Raw genomic sequence first — 16,681 nt, 5'->3', positions numbered from 1 at the left:
CTGGATGAGGAGCGGAGTCACTCGCCGCACAGATGGCGGCGGACCTGCTCGCCTGCCGGAGAACATCGTTGGCGGGCCCCGACTCGCCCACCCCGCCCATTGCCTGGCTCCGCAATTGATTCCGGTGCCCAGCGATCCATGGCGTGACTGTACCCGCCACAAGTCAGCCGGGCCGAAGGCTGGTCAGCGCCACCCGTCGGCGGCTTCGGCGGCTTGCATCAACGCCGCGCACAGTTCACGCAACTCGGGCGTTCCGGCACCCTCGTCGAGCGCGGTGGCGACATCCTCCGCTGCACATCGCACCTGATAAACCCGGTCCGACAGGCTCGCCGCCTCGTCCGCCGACAGCACGACGGCGTCGGCCGGCAGTGCTACGCCCTTGGCGCCGTTGATCGACGCGCGCTGCTCGTATGCACGTTGACGGCAGGATTGCCGGCAGTATTGGCGGCGCCGGCCCATGCCGCTGTCCAGGGCATCCATGGCCCGGCCACACCAGCGGCAGGCCTGCGGGCGGTCACGGCGTGTCACGGGCCCGACTTTAGTCGGGCTGCCGGTCGAATCCCGGTATCATGGAACGTCGGGTCGTCCGGCATCCCGTGCGACCCCCGGGAACCAAGCCGCCCGCTATGACGTTGATCAGGGCGCTAACTGGTAAGAAGACTTTAAGAGGAGTGCTAACCAATGGCTGATCGCGTCCTGAGAGGCAGTCGCCTTGGAGCCGTAAGCTACGAGACCGACCGCAATCACGACTTGGCGCCGCGCCAGATCGCGCGCTACCGCACCGAGAACGGCGAAGAATTCGACGTTCCCTTCGCCGACGATGCCGAGATCCCAGGCACCTGGTTGTGCCGCAACGGCATGGAAGGCACCCTGATCGAAGGTGACCTGCCAGAGCCCAAGAAGGTCAAGCCGCCACGCACGCACTGGGACATGTTGCTGGAGCGCCGCTCGGTCGAGGAGCTCGAAGAGCTGCTGAAGGAGCGCCTCGAGCTGATCAAGACCCGCCGGCGCGGCAGCGTCGGCTGACGCCTATCGCTTGACCGGCGTCGGTCGCTTACCGTGCAGGCGGCCGTCGATTCCCCACTGCGCGACTTTCACGACGGCTTCGCGGATGTTGGATCCGCTCATTTTGGAAACGCCTAGTTCGCGCTCGGTGAAGGTGATCGGCACTTCGGCGACGACGAAACCGTTGGTGATCGTGCGCCAGGTCAAATCGATCTGGAAGCAGTATCCCTTCGAGTCGACGTGGTCAAGGTCGATCTTTTCCAGCACATCCCGGCGGTAGGCGCGGTAACCGGCCGTGATGTCGTGGATGCCGATTCCCAACGCCAGCCGGGCGTACGTGTTCGCGGTCCAGGACAGCGCCCACCGCCGCCACGGCCAGTTCTGCACGTTGCCGCCCTCGACGTAGCGCGAACCGATGACCAGGTCCGCGCCTCCGTCGATGGCCTCGAGCAGAAGATGGAGCTGCTCCGGTGCGTGGCTGCCGTCGGCGTCCATCTCGACCAGCGTGGTGTATCCGCGGTCCAGGCCCCACGCGAAGCCGGCTAGATAGGCCGCCCCGAGGCCGTCCTTCACCGTTCGATGCATGACGTGGATCAGTCCGGGGTTGGCCGCGGCCAGGTCCTCGGCGAGCTGTCCGGTGCCGTCCGGGCTGTTGTCGTCCACAACCAGGATGTGAACATCGGGCCGGGCCGTGCGAAGACGTCGCACGATGAGCGGAAGGTTCTCCCGCTCGTTGAAGGTGGGGATGATCACCAGGGTGCGCAGGCTGGGCAGATCGCCAGCGGCCCGAGACACCGAATCACCAGCGCTCATCCGCGCCGCTCCTCCTCATCGCTTCGCTCTTTATCGTCGCCAGCGCCGGTCATGTATCTCCTTCATCTGGCCCTTGCCGGGCGGTACCTCAAGCGTCGTTCTCGAACTCTGCGTCCGGTGACGGCTCGTCCTCGTCGTCGCCGGACGGGTCGGCGTCGGAATCCTCTGTTGCCGGACCACCTCTGTTTGCCAGCTCCGACAGCCGTCGGTGGATATCCGCGAACCATCCATTGTGCAGCATGGCGGCGAACACAATCGCTAGAGCTGCCACGAGCAGAGCGCCCTGGACGATCGGGCCCCACCGTGCGGCGGGTGTCAGCGTCGTCTTGAGGCGCACCTGGTTGTCCAGGAAGGCCGGGGTGAAGAACCGCGTGCGCTGTAGCTCCCGACCGTCGGGAGTGACGACGGCCGAGATTCCGACGTTGCTGGCAACCAGGGCATAGCGGTCCAGTTCGACGGCGCGCAACTTCGAGAAGGCCAGCTGCTGCTCGCTCATCGTCTGGTTGAAGTTGGCGTTGTTGGCCGGCACCGCCACCAGCTGGGCGCCGTTGCGGACCGAGTGCCGCAGCGCGCGGTCGAAACTGACCTCCCAACAGGTCGCGATGCCGATCGGGGTCCCCTTGGCCCGCACGACGCCGGAGCCCTTACCCGGCACGATGTAGCCGGCCATGTCGGCCATGCTCGACAGATGCCGGAAGAAGCCGCGCCAGGGCAGGTATTCACCGAACGGCTGCACGATCCGCTTGTCATGTCGGTCGCCGGGACCCGTCCCCGGATTCCAGACGATCACGGTATTGGTCTGCGCGGGCGATTCAATCGTCCGACCAGGGACATCGAGCACGGTTCCGACCAGAATCGGTGCCCTGATGACGTCGACAGCCACTGCAATCTCTTGCGCCGCTTCAGGATTTACCAGCGGGTCTATTTCCGACGCGTCCTCGGGCCAGACCACGAAGTCGGGCTGCGGCGCGCGACCGGCGCGCACGTCGTCGGCCAGCCGGCGAGTCTCTCTGACGTCGTTGCCCAGCACCGCGAGGCGTTGTGCGTTGAATTCCAGACCCAGCCTCGGCACGTTGCCCTGCACCACCGCCGCGGTGACCGTCGGTTCGTTGCCAGATCCGGTACCGGAGTGGCGGACCTGGGGCCAGATCGCGGCGGCGAGGAAGAACATCAAGCAGATGCAGAACGCCGGCAACAGCACCGCGGGTGGGGCGTTGGCAACCCGAACGTCGTCGGGGGTGCGTCGGCGCTGCGACGCCCGCCACCAGGACACCGCTTCCCGCACGAACGCGGTCGCGCCGCATCCGGTGAGCACGATCGCCAGCGACAACAGCGGAACCCCACCCAGCCGCACCAGCGGGAGGAACGGACCCGACGTCTGCCCAGCTGCAACCACGCCCCAGGGGAAGCCGCCAAACGGGATCGTGCACTTGAGCCACTCCTGCGCTGCCCAGAGCACCGCGAACCAGATCGGCCATCCCGGTAGACGGCGTGCCGTGACGGCCGCCAGGCCGAAGAGACCCGGGAAGAGCGCGCACAGCAGTACCAGCGCTAGCAGCGGCACCTCGCCGACCAAGATGCTGATCCATCGGATCAGCGGCAGGTAGAACGCCAGGCCGAACAGCAAGCCGTACCCGAATCCGCCCAGCGGCGTGGTGTCTCGCCGGGTCAGCACCCACGCCAGCACGGCGAAGGCCGGCACGGCGGCCCACCACCAGTTGAATCGCGGATAGCTCGAGCAGAGCAGCAATCCGGCGCCGATCGACGCGCCCAGCCGAGTAAGTCGCGGCTTCAGCCAGCGGCCGGCCTGCGGCACTCTCCTGCGCGTCTCGCCGACCAACCACGCGGCCAGCCGGGCGGCCAGCTGGGTGAGCCAGCGCCAGATGATGGCGCCGAGTTGAGCGGCCCGGTCGCGCACTGCTGTGAGCCGGTCGTCACGACCAGGCGCGGCGTCGTCGGGAACCGCCGGGATCTCCCCCGTCACCTCGGTGGCCGGCGGCGACGCGTCGATGGTCGTCGTCTCGCCGTCCGCGACCGGGTTTTCGATCGCCGGAAACACGTCGGTGGTCTCGGTGTTGCGAGCGTTGCGGCCCAGCCGATCGAATTTTTTAAAGCCCTTAGGCATGAATCACGGCACCTCGATGCACGGTCTGTCGGCAGCGCGGCAGCGGGTCGTCGGGCTCAAGACGCGGCAGTGCCGGCACCCGCGAGCGCGGATCGGTCGACCATCGACGCACAGCATCGCTCGGCATGCTCGCATCCAATTCGACAGCGTCCCAGATTGCGTACGACGCCGGCGCACCAGGAACCAGGCTGCCGATCACGCCGTCACCCGCTCCGCAGGCGCGCCAGCCGCCGCGGGTCGCGGCGGCGAAGGCGGCCCGGGCAGAGATCGAAAGGCCCGGGGTGTGATGGTTCACCGCCGCCCGAATCGTCGCCCAGGGATCGAGGCCGGTAACCGGGGCGTCGGATCCGAACGCAAGGGCCACGCCTTGGGATGCTAGCAGCGCAAACGGGTTCAGCCGGCTGGCCCGATCGATACCCAGGCGGCTCGCGTACATGCCTTCGCGGCCGCCCCACAGGGCGTCGAAATTCGGTTGCATGCTGGCCATGACGCCCCAGGCGCCGAGCTTCGCCGCCTGTTCGGCGGTCACCATTTCCAAGTGTTCGAGCCGGTGCCCGCAACGAGCCACCGCGGGTACGCCGAGGACACCAACGACCCGCTCCAAGGCGTCGACAACGGCGCTGACCGCCGCGTCGCCGATCACGTGGAAACCGGCCGTCACACCGGCTTCGGTGCACGCCCGCAGGTGCGCGGCGACGGTGTCGATGTCCAAGTAGCAGGTCCCGTTGTGGTGCGGGGCGTCGTGGTAAGGGGCGTGCAGCCAGGCGGTTCGCGATCCCAGGGCGCCGTCGACGAACAGGTCGCCGGCCAGCCCGGCGGCACCGGTCCGATCGAGCAGCGCGCGGGCCTGAGCCGGGCTGGTCACGGCCTCTCCCCAGAAGCCGGTGACCTCGACGCCGTGAGCGAGCGCCCGAATTTCCTGCCAGTCGTCCGGCCCGCCGATCTGCGGGCCGGCGCATTCGTGGACGGCGACTATGCCATGGGCGGCTGCGGCGTCGAGCGCGGCCAGCCGCGCGTCGGCGAGTTGTGCCGACGTCAGCAGCTCGCGGGCGGTAGCGCGGACGCGGTGGTGCGCGTCGGCCACCAGCGGCCGTTGCGCGTCGAAACCGGCCGACGACGAGAGGCCGTCGACGCGTGTTCGCAGACCGCTCGAGGCCAGCGCCGAGTGCACATCCACGCGGGCCAGGTACGCGGGCCGGTCACCGAGGATCGTGTCGAGGTCCGCCGTACTCGGCGCCGTCTTCTCCGGCCACGACGATTCGTCCCACCCGTGGCCCCAGATCGGCTGGCTCGGGTGGGCCGCCGCATACTCGGCGATCAGCTGCAGGCAATGCTGTCGCGACCGGGCTGCGCGCAGATCCAGCCCGGTGATCGACAGCCCGGTCGCGGTGAGATGAATGTGGCTGTCGACGAAGCCCGGCGCGACGAAGCCGCCGGCGAGGTCGATGACGTCGGCGGTCGGGAACTGGTCGCGCCCGACGTCGTCGCTGCCCAGCCACAGCACAATGCCGTCACGAACCGCCATCGCGGTGGCGTCGGGATGGCTAGGACTGTGCACCCTGCCATTGAGCAGCAGGGTGGCCGGGACGTCGGTCACGCCGAAGAACCTACGCGGGCTGGCTGGCGGATTTACTCAGGCCGCGGATGCGGAAGCGCCGGTGAGTCGACGTCGGTGACGTCGATGACCTCGCCGTCGATGTAGTCCGGCCGCGGTGGTCGACGGTGTGCGCCCACACCGTACACCGTGATCAGCGGAACGCGTCGGCCCAGACCGCGTAGCGCCACCGTGCTGAGCAGCGGGCGGGCGACGGCTCGGGTGGGCGGCAGCAACAGCAGCAATCCCGCGACGCTGGTCAACAGACCGGGCATCACGACGAGCAGCGTGCCCAGGGCGACGGCCATGCCGTCGGCGGCCAGCGTGGGCTGGTCGGTGTTCAGACCCGAACGCAACCGGTTGAGTTGGGCCTTCAACTGCGAGCCCGCGAGCGCGAGGCCCCCGGCGAACGCCGCCAACACCACCAGCAGGGTCCATCCGAGCCCGATCGTCGACGCCAGCGCCGCGACGACGGCAAGCTCGGCGACAACGTAGACCAGAAACAGTCGCGACACCATGAACTGCCAACGTCGTACACCGCCGTCGGAGTTCCGCTGATCGCCGTCGAGCGGTTAGATGGCGTGGTGACGACAATCGAGATCGACACCCCGACCGGCCCGATCGACGCCCTGCTCGACGTCCCTGGGGGCACGGGCCCCTGGCCGGGCGTGGTGATCATCCACGACGCGATGGGTTTCGCGGCGGACAAGGAAGAGATCAACAGCCACGTCGCCACGGCCGGATATTTGGCATTGACCCCGAACCTGTTTTCCCGCGGTGGCTGGGCGCGCTGCGTCACCAAGGTGATGCGCCAGCTGCTCACCAAAGAAGGTCAGGCACTCGACGACGTGCTGGCCGCCCGTGACCACTTGAAGTCCTTGCCGGAGTGCACCGGCAAAGTCGGCATCGCCGGGTTCTGTATGGGCGGTGGCTTCGCACTCGTCATGTCGCCGAAAGGTTTCGACGCATCGGCGCCGTTCTACGGCGCGCCGCTGCCCAAGCAACTCAGCGAAACGCTCGACGGCGCCTGCCCGATCGTCGCGAGTTACGGCAGCCGCGATCCCCTGGGTGTCGGGGCGCCCAAAAAGTTGCAGCGGGTGCTCGACCAGAAGGGCATCCCCAACGACGTCAAGGCGTATAAAGCCGGGCATAGCTTCGCCAACAAGCTGCCCGCGCAGCCGCTGCTGCGCATCGCCGGCTTCGGCTACAACCAGGAAGCCACCGAGGATGCGTGGGCGAGGGTCTTCGCATTCTTCGGTGAGCACCTGCGCAACTGAATCAGGCGGGGCGGTGCTTGATTGCCCGGCTCCTCCTCAGACCGTTCCGGTCTGCATCGTCGCCGGGCGTACTTGCTCTGCCCGGCTCCTCCTCAGACCGTTCCGGTCTGCATCGTCGCCGGGCGTAACTCCAGGCCGACGTTGTTGGCCATGCCGCCGCGCCACTTGCTGACCAGATTGAACAGCCGGCCGACGATGCCGTACTCGCGTCCGATGGCGTCGTAGACCGCCCCGGTCTGTGACGAGTCGAGGACGGTCGCAGTCGCTTCGATCGGTTCGCTCTTCGGATTGCCGCGCATGTCGCAGATGGCCAGCGTGACCCGTGGAGTATTGCGAATCCGCTTGACCTTCCACGACTTTGCCTGAGTGATGACCAGCAGGCGGTCGCCCTCGTTGGCCGCCCAGATCGGGGTGGGCTTAGGTCGGCCGTCCTTGGTGAACGTGGTCAGCAGGACGTACCGCGCCTTGGCGACATCTGCGAAACTCGGAGCCACGGCGTCAGTCTAGGTGCGCCGCCGGGTCCGGCGGTTCGACTAGCGCTCAATCGGGATCGCCGAAGGCTGGGGATACACCGCCTCGACGCGCGGATGCCCACCGAGATCGTCGCGCGCGGTCGCGGCGACCGGCACCGCATAGACCAGTGCGGCGGTTGCGGCAGGCAGCAACAACGTGCAGGCCATCTGTAAGCGCGATGGGCCGAAGAACACCGGCGGGGCCTCGGCGAAATAGTGCAACTGGTCGCGGTTGAGCTGTATCGTCGCGAAGTTCACTGTGCCGTACCGCAAGTGGGCGATCAAGATGCCCACTCCGACCGCCGCGGCCGCGGCAACCACCATGCCAAAGCACAGGGCGGCAACCATCTCCGGCCCGCGATGAGCACGCCACTGCCAGGCCGAGACCGCCGCGACGGCGGCGACGACATTGAGCATTCCGAGCATCAGGAATGCCGCGAAGAAAAAGTGGTCCGACTCGGGGCCTAAATACTCGTGGAGCCGCTCACCGCTGTGCGTCAACACCAGCACGCCCTTGATCGGTGGGGCCAGCCAGCCCCATAGCGCGCCGACGAGCGCGCCAAACGGCACCAGACCTACCGCTACTGAGACGGCCGCCCGCCGCCGCGAAATTCGCGGGTGCAGCTGGTCGGTCGTCATCGACGTGCCTCGAGTTCGGACGAATCGACGAGCCCGTGCCGCGAGCACTTCGCCCACCAGCCGTCAGGTCGGACCTGGACTACCATCCGGCGGCCGCACTCGGCGCAGAACCGGGGCGGCTCCAGACCCAATTGCGCCGCGGTCGGAATCGTGGCGCCCTCGTCGGACCGCGTGCCGGTGTAGATGTTGTAGACGCCGGCGCCGACGGGTGCGGGCAGATCACGGACCATCTCGCGCTACAAGCTGGCGTTGAGTGCTTTGATCGGCATCTGCAGGTCGTCGAGCAACTCCAGGTCCGCTTCGGCAGGGCGCCCCAACGTGGTCAGGTAGTTGCCGACGATCACCGCGTTGATGCCACCCAGGATGCCCTGCTTGGCGCCCAAGTCACCCAGCGTGATCTCACGACCACCGGCGAACCTGAGCATCGTTCGCGGCAGCGCTAGACGAAACGCCGCCACCGCTTTGAGCGCTTCGCTGGCCGGCAAGACCTCCAGGTCCCCGAACGGGGTGCCGGGTCGTGGGTTCAGGAAGTTCAGCGGCACCTCGTCGGGATCGAGCTCGGCCAGGTTGGCGGCGAACTCCGCTCGTTGCTCGACGGTCTCCCCCATGCCGAGGATGCCGCCGCAGCACACCTCCATGCCGGCTTCCCGGACCATCGACAGTGTCTCCCAGCGCTCTTCCCAGCTATGTGTGGTGACGACATTGGGGAAAAACGAGCGCGCGGTCTCCAGGTTGTGGTTATAGCGGTGCACGCCCATCGCAGCCAGGCGCTCGACCTGCTCGGCGTTGAGCATGCCGAGAGAGCAGGCGATTTGGATGTCGACGGCGTCGCGGATGGCCTCGATGCCCGCGGCCACCTGCGCCAGCATCCGCTCGTCGGGTCCGCGGACTGCGGCGACGATGCAGAATTCCGTGGCGCCGGATTTCGCGGTCTGCTTGGCCGCCTCGACGAGGCTGGGAATGTCCAGCCACGCGCTGCGCACCGGTGAGGCGAACAAACCCGACTGAGAGCAGAAATGACAATCCTCCGGGCAGCCACCGGTTTTCAGGCTGATGATGCCCTCGACCTCGACTTCGGGGCCGCAGTGGGCCATCCGCACCTCGTGCGCGAGTGCGAGCAACTCCTCGAGGCGCTCATCCGGCAGCCGCAGCACGTCGAGCACCTGCTGCTGGGTTAGTCCCTCACCCCGCTCGAGCACCTGCCGGCGGGCCACCGCCAGAATGTCGGTGCCGTCGGTGTCGGACCTAGACCGAGTCGCCGCCTGAGTCACCAGCTACTCCTTAGTTTGTGTGTTCGCCGGAGTGCACGCACCTGGGACGCGTACTGTTCCCTGCGATTCCGCCACCAGCGTTGAACGGTGCCCAGGCTAGGCTAGCGGTGTGCACCTGCACAAACGCCATGTGGTCACCTCGCGCGCACTGGGTACCCGAGCGGGGTAAGCGTCCGACCCCGGGAGTGACCGCAAATGCCTAGTACACACGTCGAATTTGTGGCCCACCACTGGCTGTTGTTGGCCGGGCCCGCCTTCCTGCCGGCGGTCGTCGTCGTCGCGGTCGTCCTCTACGTCGCGATCAAAGACCGCCGCACCCCCGACGAAGATCCGCAATCTCAACCGACGAACGTCAGGGACGAAAGCCGCGACTGAAATACCCGGATAGCAAATCTGCCGAAGTTTGGGTGTCGGACCCGCCGGATACCTACTGTTGGGTAAGTTCAGCGCTCGAATGACTTCGAGCGGGCCGGCATGGTGGAGGTTTAACGGTGAATCTGACACTTCTTGCAGCGGAGCCGCCGGCGCGGGGCGCCGGTCTCAACCAGGTGATCGGGCTAACGATCGCCGCAATGATCATCGGTGCGGGCTTGCTCTACGTAGGGTGGGCGCACCGTACCCACCGCATCACCTGGCTGAACACGATCGCCGAGCGGCTGGGCGACAAGTTCAACCGGCCGCCGTGGGTCGCGCTGACCATTCTCGTTTTCACCACGTCCATCATCTGCGCGCTGTTCGGTTTCATCTGGGATGTCAGCTGGCACATTGGAAATGGCCGCGATCCGGGTCCACTGGCAAATCCCGCGCACTACTTCATCATCATCGGTCTGTTCGGGATCTTCCTGGCAGGTGCGATCGCAGTCGTCCTGCCCTACGACAAGCCCGGCCCGGCCGCCGTGCGGATCACCCGTAACTGGTACGCCCCGGTCGGTGGGCTGCTGATGGCCGGCTGCGGAATGTACGCGATGATCGGCTTCCCACTCGACGACATCTGGCACCGTATCTTCGGTCAAGATGTGACGCTGTGGGGCCCAACCCATTTGATGATGATCGGTGGCGCCAACTTTTCGCTGTTCGCGGTGCTGATGCTCGAGTACGAGGGTGCGCGCGACCTCGAGGAGACGCCGAACGACGGGCCGCCGGTGCGCAACGACAAACCCCTCGTCAAGTTCCTCCGTTATCTTTCGGCGGGCGGTCTGCTGATCGGCATGTCGGTCTACCAAATCGAATTCGACTTCGGTGTGCCGCAGTTCCGCTTGGTCTTCCAGCCGATGCTGATCGCCGCGGCGGCCGCCGTCGGGACCATCGTCGCCCGCATCACGCTTGGCAAGGGCGCGGCCATCATCGCGGCGCTGTGCGCGATTGCGCTGCGCGGCGCGGTGGCCGTGATCGTCGGACCCATCCTCGGCGCGCCGATCAACTGGTTCCCGCTCTACCTGGGCCCGGCATTGGTCGTCGAATTGCTTGCCCTGACACCGCTGTTCACGCGTCCGATCCTGTTCGGCGCGGTGTCGGGACTCGGCATCGGTACCGCGGGTCTCTGGCTGGAATCCCTGTGGATCGGCCGGGTGTACCACTACCCGTGGCCGAGCGACTTGTGGCGCGAAGCGCTGCCGACCGCGGTGCCGGTGGCGATCTTCGCCGGTGTCTGCGCCGCGTTGTTGGGCATGGTACTGACCAGCCAGAAGCTGCCAAGCCGCGCATTCGGCATCACCGCCGTCGCGCTGACCGTCCTGGTCATCGGCGGCACTGTCGCCAACGGTCTGCACATCCACGTCCCGAAGCAGGATTCTGCGACCGTCAAGCTGACCGACTTGCCGAGTCCGCCCGGACAGCGGTTGGCATCGGCTGACGTTCAGCTCAACCCGCCCACCATGGCCGGGGACCATCCGGACTGGGTCACTATCCTGGCCTGGCAAGGCAAAATGGAGAACCACCGCGGCCTGGTGATCAACAACCTGAAGAAGGTCGGACCGGGCCACTATGTATCCACCGAGCCTATCCCGGTGTGGGGTGACTGGAAGACGTTGCTGCGCGTCCACGACGGGCGGGACTTGGCCGCCGTGCCGATCTGGGCACCTGCGGACGAAGCCATTCCGGTGCCGGAGATTCCGGTGTTGACCAACGGCACTCGACCGTTCGCGTTCGAGGTCTCGATCCTTCAGCGCGAACGCGATCCGGGTGTGCCGGCTTGGTTGTTCACCGCGGGTGGTGTCGTCGTGTTGTTCTTCACCCTCAGCGTCATCACGGCGCTCACGTGGGGCGCCGGACGCATCAACAACTCGGAGAACGCTCCCAACGAGCCGGGCGAAGAAGCCGTCGAGCACTCGCCCCCACGGGCAGCATGAGTGAGTCAACGGTGATTCGCAAAGCGGTTGCGTCTGCAGCGGTTTCGGCGTTGATCCTGACCCTTGCCGGGTGCGGTGGCTCCTCGAAGCCGTCCGGCGGGCCAGGACTGTCGGTGAACATCACGATTGCGCATGGGCAGGTGACACCGGCCAACGCGACGCTGCAGGCAGCGGTCCACGAACCGATCACGTTACACGTCACCAGCGACGCCGCTGACGAATTGCATGTCCATTCGGTGCCGGATCACAAGTTCGGGGTAGCGGCGGCGGCCAACCAGACGTTCCAATTCAGCGTCGACGTACCGGGCAGCGTTGACGTCGAGTTGCACCACCTCGATCGGACAGTTGCCACTATCCAGGTGCATCCGTGACCGGCGGCGCTTTTGACTGAGGTCGTCCTCGCGCACGGCCTCGGCGGGTCCAGCGATTTGCCCGTGCCGTATGCCTTTTCGGTGGTCGGGGCGGCATGGGCGTTGACGTTCACCTTCGCGTTGGTGGCGTTCGCATGGAAGCGACCGCGGTTCGATCCGCAAAATCCCGCCCGGCCACTGCCGGCGGCTGTCACAACTTTCGTCGATTCGCCGGTCACCCGGGGTGTGGCGGCTGCCGTCACGCTGGCGTTCACCGGATGGGTGCTGCTCGCCGGGCTGTACGGGCCGCAGACCCAGGGCAACGCGCTGCTCGGCGCGTTCTATGTGCTGCTGTGGGTTGGGCTGGTGGCGATATCCTTGGTCGCCGGCCCTGTGTGGCGGGTGATCTCGCCGGTGCGCACGGTGTATCTAGTGCTGCGGCGTATGACCCCGACGGCCTTGTCTGCGCCGCGACTCTCTTACCCAGAATCCTGGGGATACCGGCCCGCCGCGGTGGGACTGTTTGCGTTTGTGTGGATGGAGTTGGCCAGTCCGAATCCCGCCGCCCTGCCCTGGGTCAAAACCTGGCTTCTTCTCTACACTCTCGTGCTTCTGATCGGGGCGTGGCTGTGTGGGCAGCGCTGGCTCGCCCGTGCTGACCCGTTCGGCGTGTACAGCATGGCGGTGTCGCGGCTCTCCCCGTTTCGCCGCGACCCGCAGACCAAACAGATCGCGATCGGCAACCCCTTCGACCATCTGCTGTCGTTGCCGGTTCGGCCTGGCGTCGTTGCCGTGTTGGCGGTCTTGCTGGGCTCGACCGCGTTCGACAGTTTCTCCTCGTCGGCGACTTGGCGCAATTTCGCCGACGGCCTCGCCCGCACGGTGCACGGCATCCCGGTGTCGACGTCGCTGTGCGCGCTTCGCACCGCGGGGCTACTCGTCTTCGTCGCAGTGGTGGCGACGACATTCTCTCTGGCCGCGCGTGCAACGGGAGGCCTCGAGCGTGATCAGCGGCGCGCTCTGCCGGGCGAGTTGGCTCATTCGCTGATCCCGATCGTGGTCGGCTACATCTTCGCCCATTACCTGTCGTATCTCGTCGAGCGTGGACAGCAGTCGGTCATCGCGCTGGCCGATCCGCTCGGGAAACACTGGAATCTGCTGGGCCTCGGGGATTTACACGTCGCGTATCTGCTGTCCATGCATCCCACGGTCCTGGCCGTCATCAAGGTCACCTCGGTGGTGACCGGTCACATCGTCGCGGTGATCGCGGCGCACGACAAGGCATTACGACTGCTGCCGTCGGGCCATCAGCTGACCGGCCAGCTCACCATGATGCTGGTGATGGTCGGCTACACGTTCACCGGCTTGTATTTGCTGTTCAGCGCTTAACTGCTACTCCAGCACGTCGTGGTGTAGCTCGGCGAACAGCTCGGTGTTGCGGCTGTAGTCGACCAACACGTCGATGATGGTTACACCTGGTTCGGTGAGCGAGCGGGTGAACACCTTCTCGAACTCGGCCAGATCGCTGACCCGAATGCCGTTGGCCCCGAACGCCGCCGCGTAGTGGGTGATGTCGTAATCGCCCAACCGCACGCCCGATGAGCGACCGTATTTCAGCTCTTCCTGGAAGCCGACCATGTCGTAGGAGTTGTCGCGCATGATGACGTGGGTGAAGGTCAGACCCAGCCGCGTCGCGGTCTCCAATTCCTGTGCGCTGAAGAGGAATCCGCCGTCGCCGGACACCGACACGACCGGGGTGCCGGGCCGGACCAACGCCGCGGCCATCGCCCACGGCAACGCGACCCCGAGCGTCTGTTGGCCGTCGGAGAACAACAGCCGCCGGGGCTGATAGACGCGAAAGTGCCGGGCCATGTAGATGTAATGCGAGCCGACGTCGCAGGCGATCGTGGCGTCGTCGTCGAGAAGATCCCTGATGCGTAGAACGAGAGCGGCCGGATTGACCCCCGTCTCGGTTTGCGGGCGATGCCGGGCCTCGTCATCGATGGTCGCCAGTGCAGCCCGCTGGGCGGCGACGCCGACGCGCACCTCGTCGTCGAGCCGCAGGCCGCTCAGCGCCTGAGTCAGTTCGGTGAGCGTCGCGGCGATGTCTCCGCGCAATTCGAGCGTGGGCTGGTAGTGGTTGTCGATGTCGGCGGGCAGCTCGTCGATATGGATCAGCGTGCGTCGTGGATCCGAATTCCACAGCCGTGGGTCGTATTCCACCGGGTCGAAGCCGATCGTCACCAAGACATCGGCGTGGCCGATGACGACGTCACCGGGCTGATTGCGGAACAGCCCGACGCGCCCGACGAAGTGATCCTCGAGTTCGCGTGACACCACCCCGGCCGCCTGGAACGTCTCGACGACCGGTAATTCAGCGGCGCTCAGCAGTTGTCGCAATGCGGTACTCGGCGCGGCCTCACCGACGCGGACGCCGACGAACAGAACCGGCCGGTGGGCGGCGCGAATCAGCTTGACGGCCTGCATAATCCGATCGTCGGGTGCGGGGCCTAATGTCGGTACCGGTGTCGGCTCGACGATTGCGGCCGACGTCGGTGCGGCCAGCACATCCGCCGGTAAGACCACGGCGGCCGCGCCAAGCGGTTGGGTGAGCGCGCTGCGGATGGCGTTGGCAACTGCTTCGGGCACGTTATCCGGATCGTTGACCTCGCCGGTGTACTTGGTGAACGGTCTGAGCGCGGCCACAGCGTCCATCGATTGGTGGGTGCGCTTGAGCCGGTCGGAGCGTTGGACGGCGCCGCAGATCGCGATCATCGGGTCTTGCTCGGTGGTGGCGGTGATCAAGCCGGTTGCCAGATTGGTGGTGCCCGGACCGGACGTCACAAGCGCGACACCGGGCGTACCGGTGAGTCGACCTACCGCGGCCGCCATGAAGGCCGCGTTCTGCTCGTGACGGCACACCACCAACTGCGGTCCGCCGTCGAGCAGCGCGTCGTAGACGGCGTCGATCTTGGCGCCCGGCACCCCGAAAATGTATTGCACACCGTATGCGGTAAGCGTTTCGATCACTCGCTGGGCTGAACGCACTGTGTCGCTGCTCAGTTGACTACCCTTCGGTCTTGCGGATCTGGGTGTCCGCGTCGGGCCGGTTCATTTCGGCGGCAAGGAATTCCGGCGTGCGCGGCAGGCTCAGGTGAAGGTCGGAGCGCACACTGATCTCGACGCGGCCGCGGGCCAGCAGATAATCGAGCGCGTGACCACCGTGGCGCCGCTCGGCGTCGACGAAATGCGAGTGGTAGCCCGCCACCGACACGCCCTGCTCATAGTCGGGCATCCGAAATCCGGCCAGTGTGCCGCTGACGTCTCGGAAGATCACCTCCCGCTGGTCCTGGGTGGCCTCGGCGAACGGCGGATAGGGCCGATGCTGTTCGGTCACCGTACGGGTACGGATTTCGCTGAAATCACCGGTGACCCGAACGGCCACAATCAAATTGGCGCTGGGCAGCGATTCGTCGATCCGGCATTTAAGGGCCGCCCTGTCGACAGGCTCGGAGACGTCGAACGAACGGTCGGGTTCGAACCAGGTGACGACCGCGAAGGGTGTGAGCTGGCCGGGTTCGGCCGGGTGTGCGCTTCCATCGCTGCGGAGTTGATAGCAGACGCCGTCGAGCACCAGCATCTCCCCGTCCAGGCCGTTGAAGGTGCCCAAACCGAAATCGCCGTGTTGCAACAGTTCTCGGATCGTTACGTCGCCGTCGTAGACACCGTCCAGCAGAGCGCCCATCGTCGAGGTCTGATAAACCTCGCTGCCGTGGCGATGCGCCACCAGCGCCTGCAACCAATTGCGCACCCGGGCCGCAATGGACTCGGCCGGATCGGTCACGATAGGAATTCTTTCCTTCCACGGCCGTGCCGTCAACGCGGATGGGGATCTAGTCGACGACGCGGTCCGGTCGCGAATAAATGTTCATCGAGTCCCCCCGCAAAAACGCGACCAGCGTCAGGCCCGACTCGCACGCGAGATCGACGGCCAGCGAAGACGGAGCGGACACGGCAGCCAGCACCGGTATGCCTGCCATGACGGCTTTCTGGGTCAACTCGAACGATGCCCGCCCGCTCACCAGCAGCACCGTGCCGTGCAGTGGAAGTCGGTCGTTCTCGAGCGCCCAGCCGATCACCTTGTCGACCGCATTGTGCCGACCGATGTCTTCACGCGCGGCCAGCAGCAGGCCGCCGGCCTCGAACAGCGCGGCACCATGCAGACCGCCGGTAGCTGCGAACACCTTCTGCGCCGCCCGCAAGCGATCCGGCATGCCGGTCAACACGTCGGCGCTGACCTGCATCACCTGGTCGCCCACCGGGTAACGGCTGTTGAGCCGCACGGCGTCGAGTGACGCCTTGCCGCACACTCCGCACGACGAGGTGGTGTAGAAATTGCGCGTCACCTCCACATCGGGCGCTGGGACGCTTGGCGCGGTGGTGATGTCAAGCACGTTGTAGGTGTTGAGTCCGTCTTCTCCGGCACCGCTGCAGTAGCGGATGGTTTCCACGTCGTCGCGGCGTCCGATCACGCCTTCTGTGAGCAAAAACCCTTGGGCCAGCTCGAAATCCGATCCCGGCGTGCGCATGGTCACGCTGATCGGTGTGCCGTCGACCCGGATCTCTAAAGGCTCCTCCACGGCGACCGTCTCGGGACGTTGCACGGTGGTCGCGGCGCTCACGTGCCGAACCGGCCGACGTGCGGTTACCCGACCCATGGCTGCGAGCGTAGCCAATCTCGGACGGG

General features: G+C 66.4%; 18 protein-coding genes. 6 read left to right on the top strand and 12 right to left on the bottom strand.

From position 1 onward, the window contains the following. Nucleotides 1-183: 183 nt before the first annotated feature. Entirely contained in the window at nt 184-528 is a 345-nt protein-coding gene (locus MKK62_RS21520) for a hypothetical protein (RefSeq protein ID WP_434084978.1), read from the bottom strand. Nucleotides 529-681: 153 nt separating this feature from the next. On the opposite strand from MKK62_RS21520, the gene rbpA reads away from it, so the two are divergent. Further along, nucleotides 682-1,026, top strand: coding sequence for an RNA polymerase-binding protein RbpA (gene rbpA, locus MKK62_RS21515; protein WP_240257941.1), 345 nt, complete (start codon nt 682-684; stop codon nt 1,024-1,026). A 3-nt stretch (nt 1,027-1,029) separates the two neighbouring features. Here the strand turns inward: rbpA and MKK62_RS21510 are convergent, their stop codons facing one another. The 4 genes from MKK62_RS21510 to MKK62_RS21495 all read right to left on the bottom strand — a co-directional run bounded on the left by MKK62_RS21510 (nt 1,030) and on the right by MKK62_RS21495 (nt 6,055). After that, nucleotides 1,030-1,818: a polyprenol monophosphomannose synthase gene (locus MKK62_RS21510; RefSeq protein WP_240257942.1), complete on the bottom strand. Its 789-nt coding sequence runs from the start codon at nt 1,816-1,818 to the stop codon at nt 1,030-1,032. An 88-nt stretch (nt 1,819-1,906) separates the two neighbouring features. Next, nucleotides 1,907-3,943: an apolipoprotein N-acyltransferase gene (gene lnt, locus MKK62_RS21505; RefSeq protein ID WP_240257943.1), complete on the bottom strand. Its 2,037-nt coding sequence runs from the start codon at nt 3,941-3,943 to the stop codon at nt 1,907-1,909. Beyond that, nucleotides 3,936-5,468, bottom strand: a complete 1,533-nt coding sequence (locus MKK62_RS21500; RefSeq protein ID WP_434085109.1) for an amidohydrolase — start codon at nt 5,466-5,468, stop codon at nt 3,936-3,938. The genes lnt and MKK62_RS21500 overlap by 8 nt, the downstream gene beginning before the upstream one ends. Before the next feature lie 104 nt (nt 5,469-5,572). Continuing rightward, nucleotides 5,573-6,055, bottom strand: coding sequence for an FxsA family protein (locus MKK62_RS21495; RefSeq protein WP_240257945.1), 483 nt, complete (start codon nt 6,053-6,055; stop codon nt 5,573-5,575). 66 nt (nt 6,056-6,121) lie between these two features. Here MKK62_RS21495 and MKK62_RS21490 point away from each other — a divergent pair, with 66 nt between their 5' ends. Then, nucleotides 6,122-6,814: a dienelactone hydrolase family protein gene (locus tag MKK62_RS21490; protein WP_240257946.1), complete on the top strand. Its 693-nt coding sequence runs from the start codon at nt 6,122-6,124 to the stop codon at nt 6,812-6,814. Between the two features lie 92 nt (nt 6,815-6,906). On the opposite strand, the gene MKK62_RS21485 is transcribed toward MKK62_RS21490, so the two are convergent. From MKK62_RS21485 to bioB, 4 genes are read right to left on the bottom strand one after another with little or no spacing between them, the layout of a single operon-like run. Next, the gene (locus MKK62_RS21485; RefSeq protein WP_240257947.1) at nt 6,907-7,308 is read right to left on the bottom strand and encodes a PPOX class F420-dependent oxidoreductase; all 402 of its coding nucleotides are present in this window, start codon (nt 7,306-7,308) and stop codon (nt 6,907-6,909) included. 39 nt (nt 7,309-7,347) lie between these two features. Then, a complete protein-coding gene (locus tag MKK62_RS21480; protein ID WP_240257948.1) occupies nt 7,348-7,965 on the bottom strand; it encodes a DUF2567 domain-containing protein in 618 nt (205 codons plus the stop codon). Beyond that, a complete protein-coding gene (bsaP, locus tag MKK62_RS21475) occupies nt 7,962-8,195 on the bottom strand; it encodes a biotin synthase auxiliary protein BsaP (RefSeq protein ID WP_240257949.1) in 234 nt (77 codons plus the stop codon). The genes MKK62_RS21480 and bsaP overlap by 4 nt, the downstream gene beginning before the upstream one ends. 6 nt (nt 8,196-8,201) lie before the next feature. After that, on the bottom strand, nt 8,202-9,236 hold the full coding sequence (gene bioB, locus MKK62_RS21470; RefSeq protein WP_240257950.1) for a biotin synthase BioB: 1,035 nt from the start codon (nt 9,234-9,236) through the stop codon (nt 8,202-8,204). A gap of 195 nt (nt 9,237-9,431) precedes the next feature. Here bioB and MKK62_RS21465 point away from each other — a divergent pair, with 195 nt between their 5' ends. From MKK62_RS21465 to MKK62_RS21450, 4 genes are all read left to right on the top strand, one after another. Further along, the gene (locus MKK62_RS21465) at nt 9,432-9,611 is read left to right on the top strand and encodes a hypothetical protein (protein ID WP_240257951.1); all 180 of its coding nucleotides are present in this window, start codon (nt 9,432-9,434) and stop codon (nt 9,609-9,611) included. A 122-nt stretch (nt 9,612-9,733) separates the two neighbouring features. Next, nucleotides 9,734-11,584 (top strand): hypothetical protein, encoded by a 1,851-nt coding sequence (locus MKK62_RS21460; RefSeq protein ID WP_434085108.1) that lies wholly within the window; start codon nt 9,734-9,736, stop codon nt 11,582-11,584. Next, complete coding sequence (locus MKK62_RS21455) at nt 11,581-11,955, top strand: hypothetical protein (RefSeq protein ID WP_240257952.1); 375 nt, start codon at nt 11,581-11,583, stop codon at nt 11,953-11,955. The genes MKK62_RS21460 and MKK62_RS21455 overlap by 4 nt, the downstream gene beginning before the upstream one ends. A 12-nt stretch (nt 11,956-11,967) precedes the next feature. Next, nucleotides 11,968-13,323 carry a hypothetical protein gene (locus tag MKK62_RS21450; RefSeq protein WP_240257953.1) on the top strand — a complete coding sequence of 452 codons (1,356 nt, stop codon included), beginning with the start codon at nt 11,968-11,970 and terminating at the stop codon, nt 13,321-13,323. Between the two features lie 3 nt (nt 13,324-13,326). Here MKK62_RS21450 and alsS read toward each other — a convergent pair whose 3' ends face one another. The 3 genes from alsS to fdhD all read right to left on the bottom strand — a co-directional run bounded on the left by alsS (nt 13,327) and on the right by fdhD (nt 16,652). Beyond that, on the bottom strand, nt 13,327-14,982 hold the full coding sequence (alsS, locus tag MKK62_RS21445; protein WP_240257954.1) for an acetolactate synthase AlsS: 1,656 nt from the start codon (nt 14,980-14,982) through the stop codon (nt 13,327-13,329). 19 nt (nt 14,983-15,001) lie between these two features. Continuing rightward, nucleotides 15,002-15,679 (bottom strand): acetolactate decarboxylase, encoded by a 678-nt coding sequence (gene budA / locus MKK62_RS21440; protein WP_240264010.1) that lies wholly within the window; start codon nt 15,677-15,679, stop codon nt 15,002-15,004. Nucleotides 15,680-15,827: 148 nt separating this feature from the next. Further along, complete coding sequence (gene fdhD, locus MKK62_RS21435; RefSeq protein WP_240257955.1) at nt 15,828-16,652, bottom strand: formate dehydrogenase accessory sulfurtransferase FdhD; 825 nt, start codon at nt 16,650-16,652, stop codon at nt 15,828-15,830. Nucleotides 16,653-16,681: the final 29 nt, after the last annotated feature.

The sequence above is a fragment of the Mycobacterium paraterrae genome (genome assembly GCF_022430545.2).
In the GTDB taxonomy this organism is placed as follows: domain Bacteria; phylum Actinomycetota; class Actinomycetes; order Mycobacteriales; family Mycobacteriaceae; genus Mycobacterium; species Mycobacterium paraterrae.
The sequence above is the reverse complement of the archived record's forward strand: the minus strand, read 5'-3'. Positions and strand labels throughout refer to the sequence as shown.

What these genes read in the sequence shown, in the direction of transcription:
- rbpA (WP_240257941.1), top strand. Translation starts at nt 682, where the DNA reads ATGGCTGATCGCGTCCTGAGAGGCAGTCGCCTTGGAGCCGTAAGCTAC.
- MKK62_RS21510 (WP_240257942.1), bottom strand. Translation starts at nt 1,818, where the DNA reads ATGAGCGCTGGTGATTCGGTGTCTCGGGCCGCTGGCGATCTGCCCAGC.
- lnt (WP_240257943.1), bottom strand. Translation starts at nt 3,943, where the DNA reads ATGCCTAAGGGCTTTAAAAAATTCGATCGGCTGGGCCGCAACGCTCGC.
- MKK62_RS21500 (WP_434085109.1), bottom strand. Translation starts at nt 5,468, where the DNA reads ATGGCGGTTCGTGACGGCATTGTGCTGTGGCTGGGCAGCGACGACGTC.
- MKK62_RS21495 (WP_240257945.1), bottom strand. Translation starts at nt 6,055, where the DNA reads ATGGTGTCGCGACTGTTTCTGGTCTACGTTGTCGCCGAGCTTGCCGTC.
- MKK62_RS21480 (WP_240257948.1), bottom strand. Translation starts at nt 7,965, where the DNA reads ATGACGACCGACCAGCTGCACCCGCGAATTTCGCGGCGGCGGGCGGCC.
- bsaP (WP_240257949.1), bottom strand. Translation starts at nt 8,195, where the DNA reads ATGGTCCGTGATCTGCCCGCACCCGTCGGCGCCGGCGTCTACAACATC.
- MKK62_RS21465 (WP_240257951.1), top strand. Translation starts at nt 9,432, where the DNA reads ATGCCTAGTACACACGTCGAATTTGTGGCCCACCACTGGCTGTTGTTG.
- MKK62_RS21455 (WP_240257952.1), top strand. Translation starts at nt 11,581, where the DNA reads ATGAGTGAGTCAACGGTGATTCGCAAAGCGGTTGCGTCTGCAGCGGTT.
- budA (WP_240264010.1), bottom strand. Translation starts at nt 15,679, where the DNA reads ATGGGCGCTCTGCTGGACGGTGTCTACGACGGCGACGTAACGATCCGA.
- fdhD (WP_240257955.1), bottom strand. Translation starts at nt 16,652, where the DNA reads ATGGGTCGGGTAACCGCACGTCGGCCGGTTCGGCACGTGAGCGCCGCG.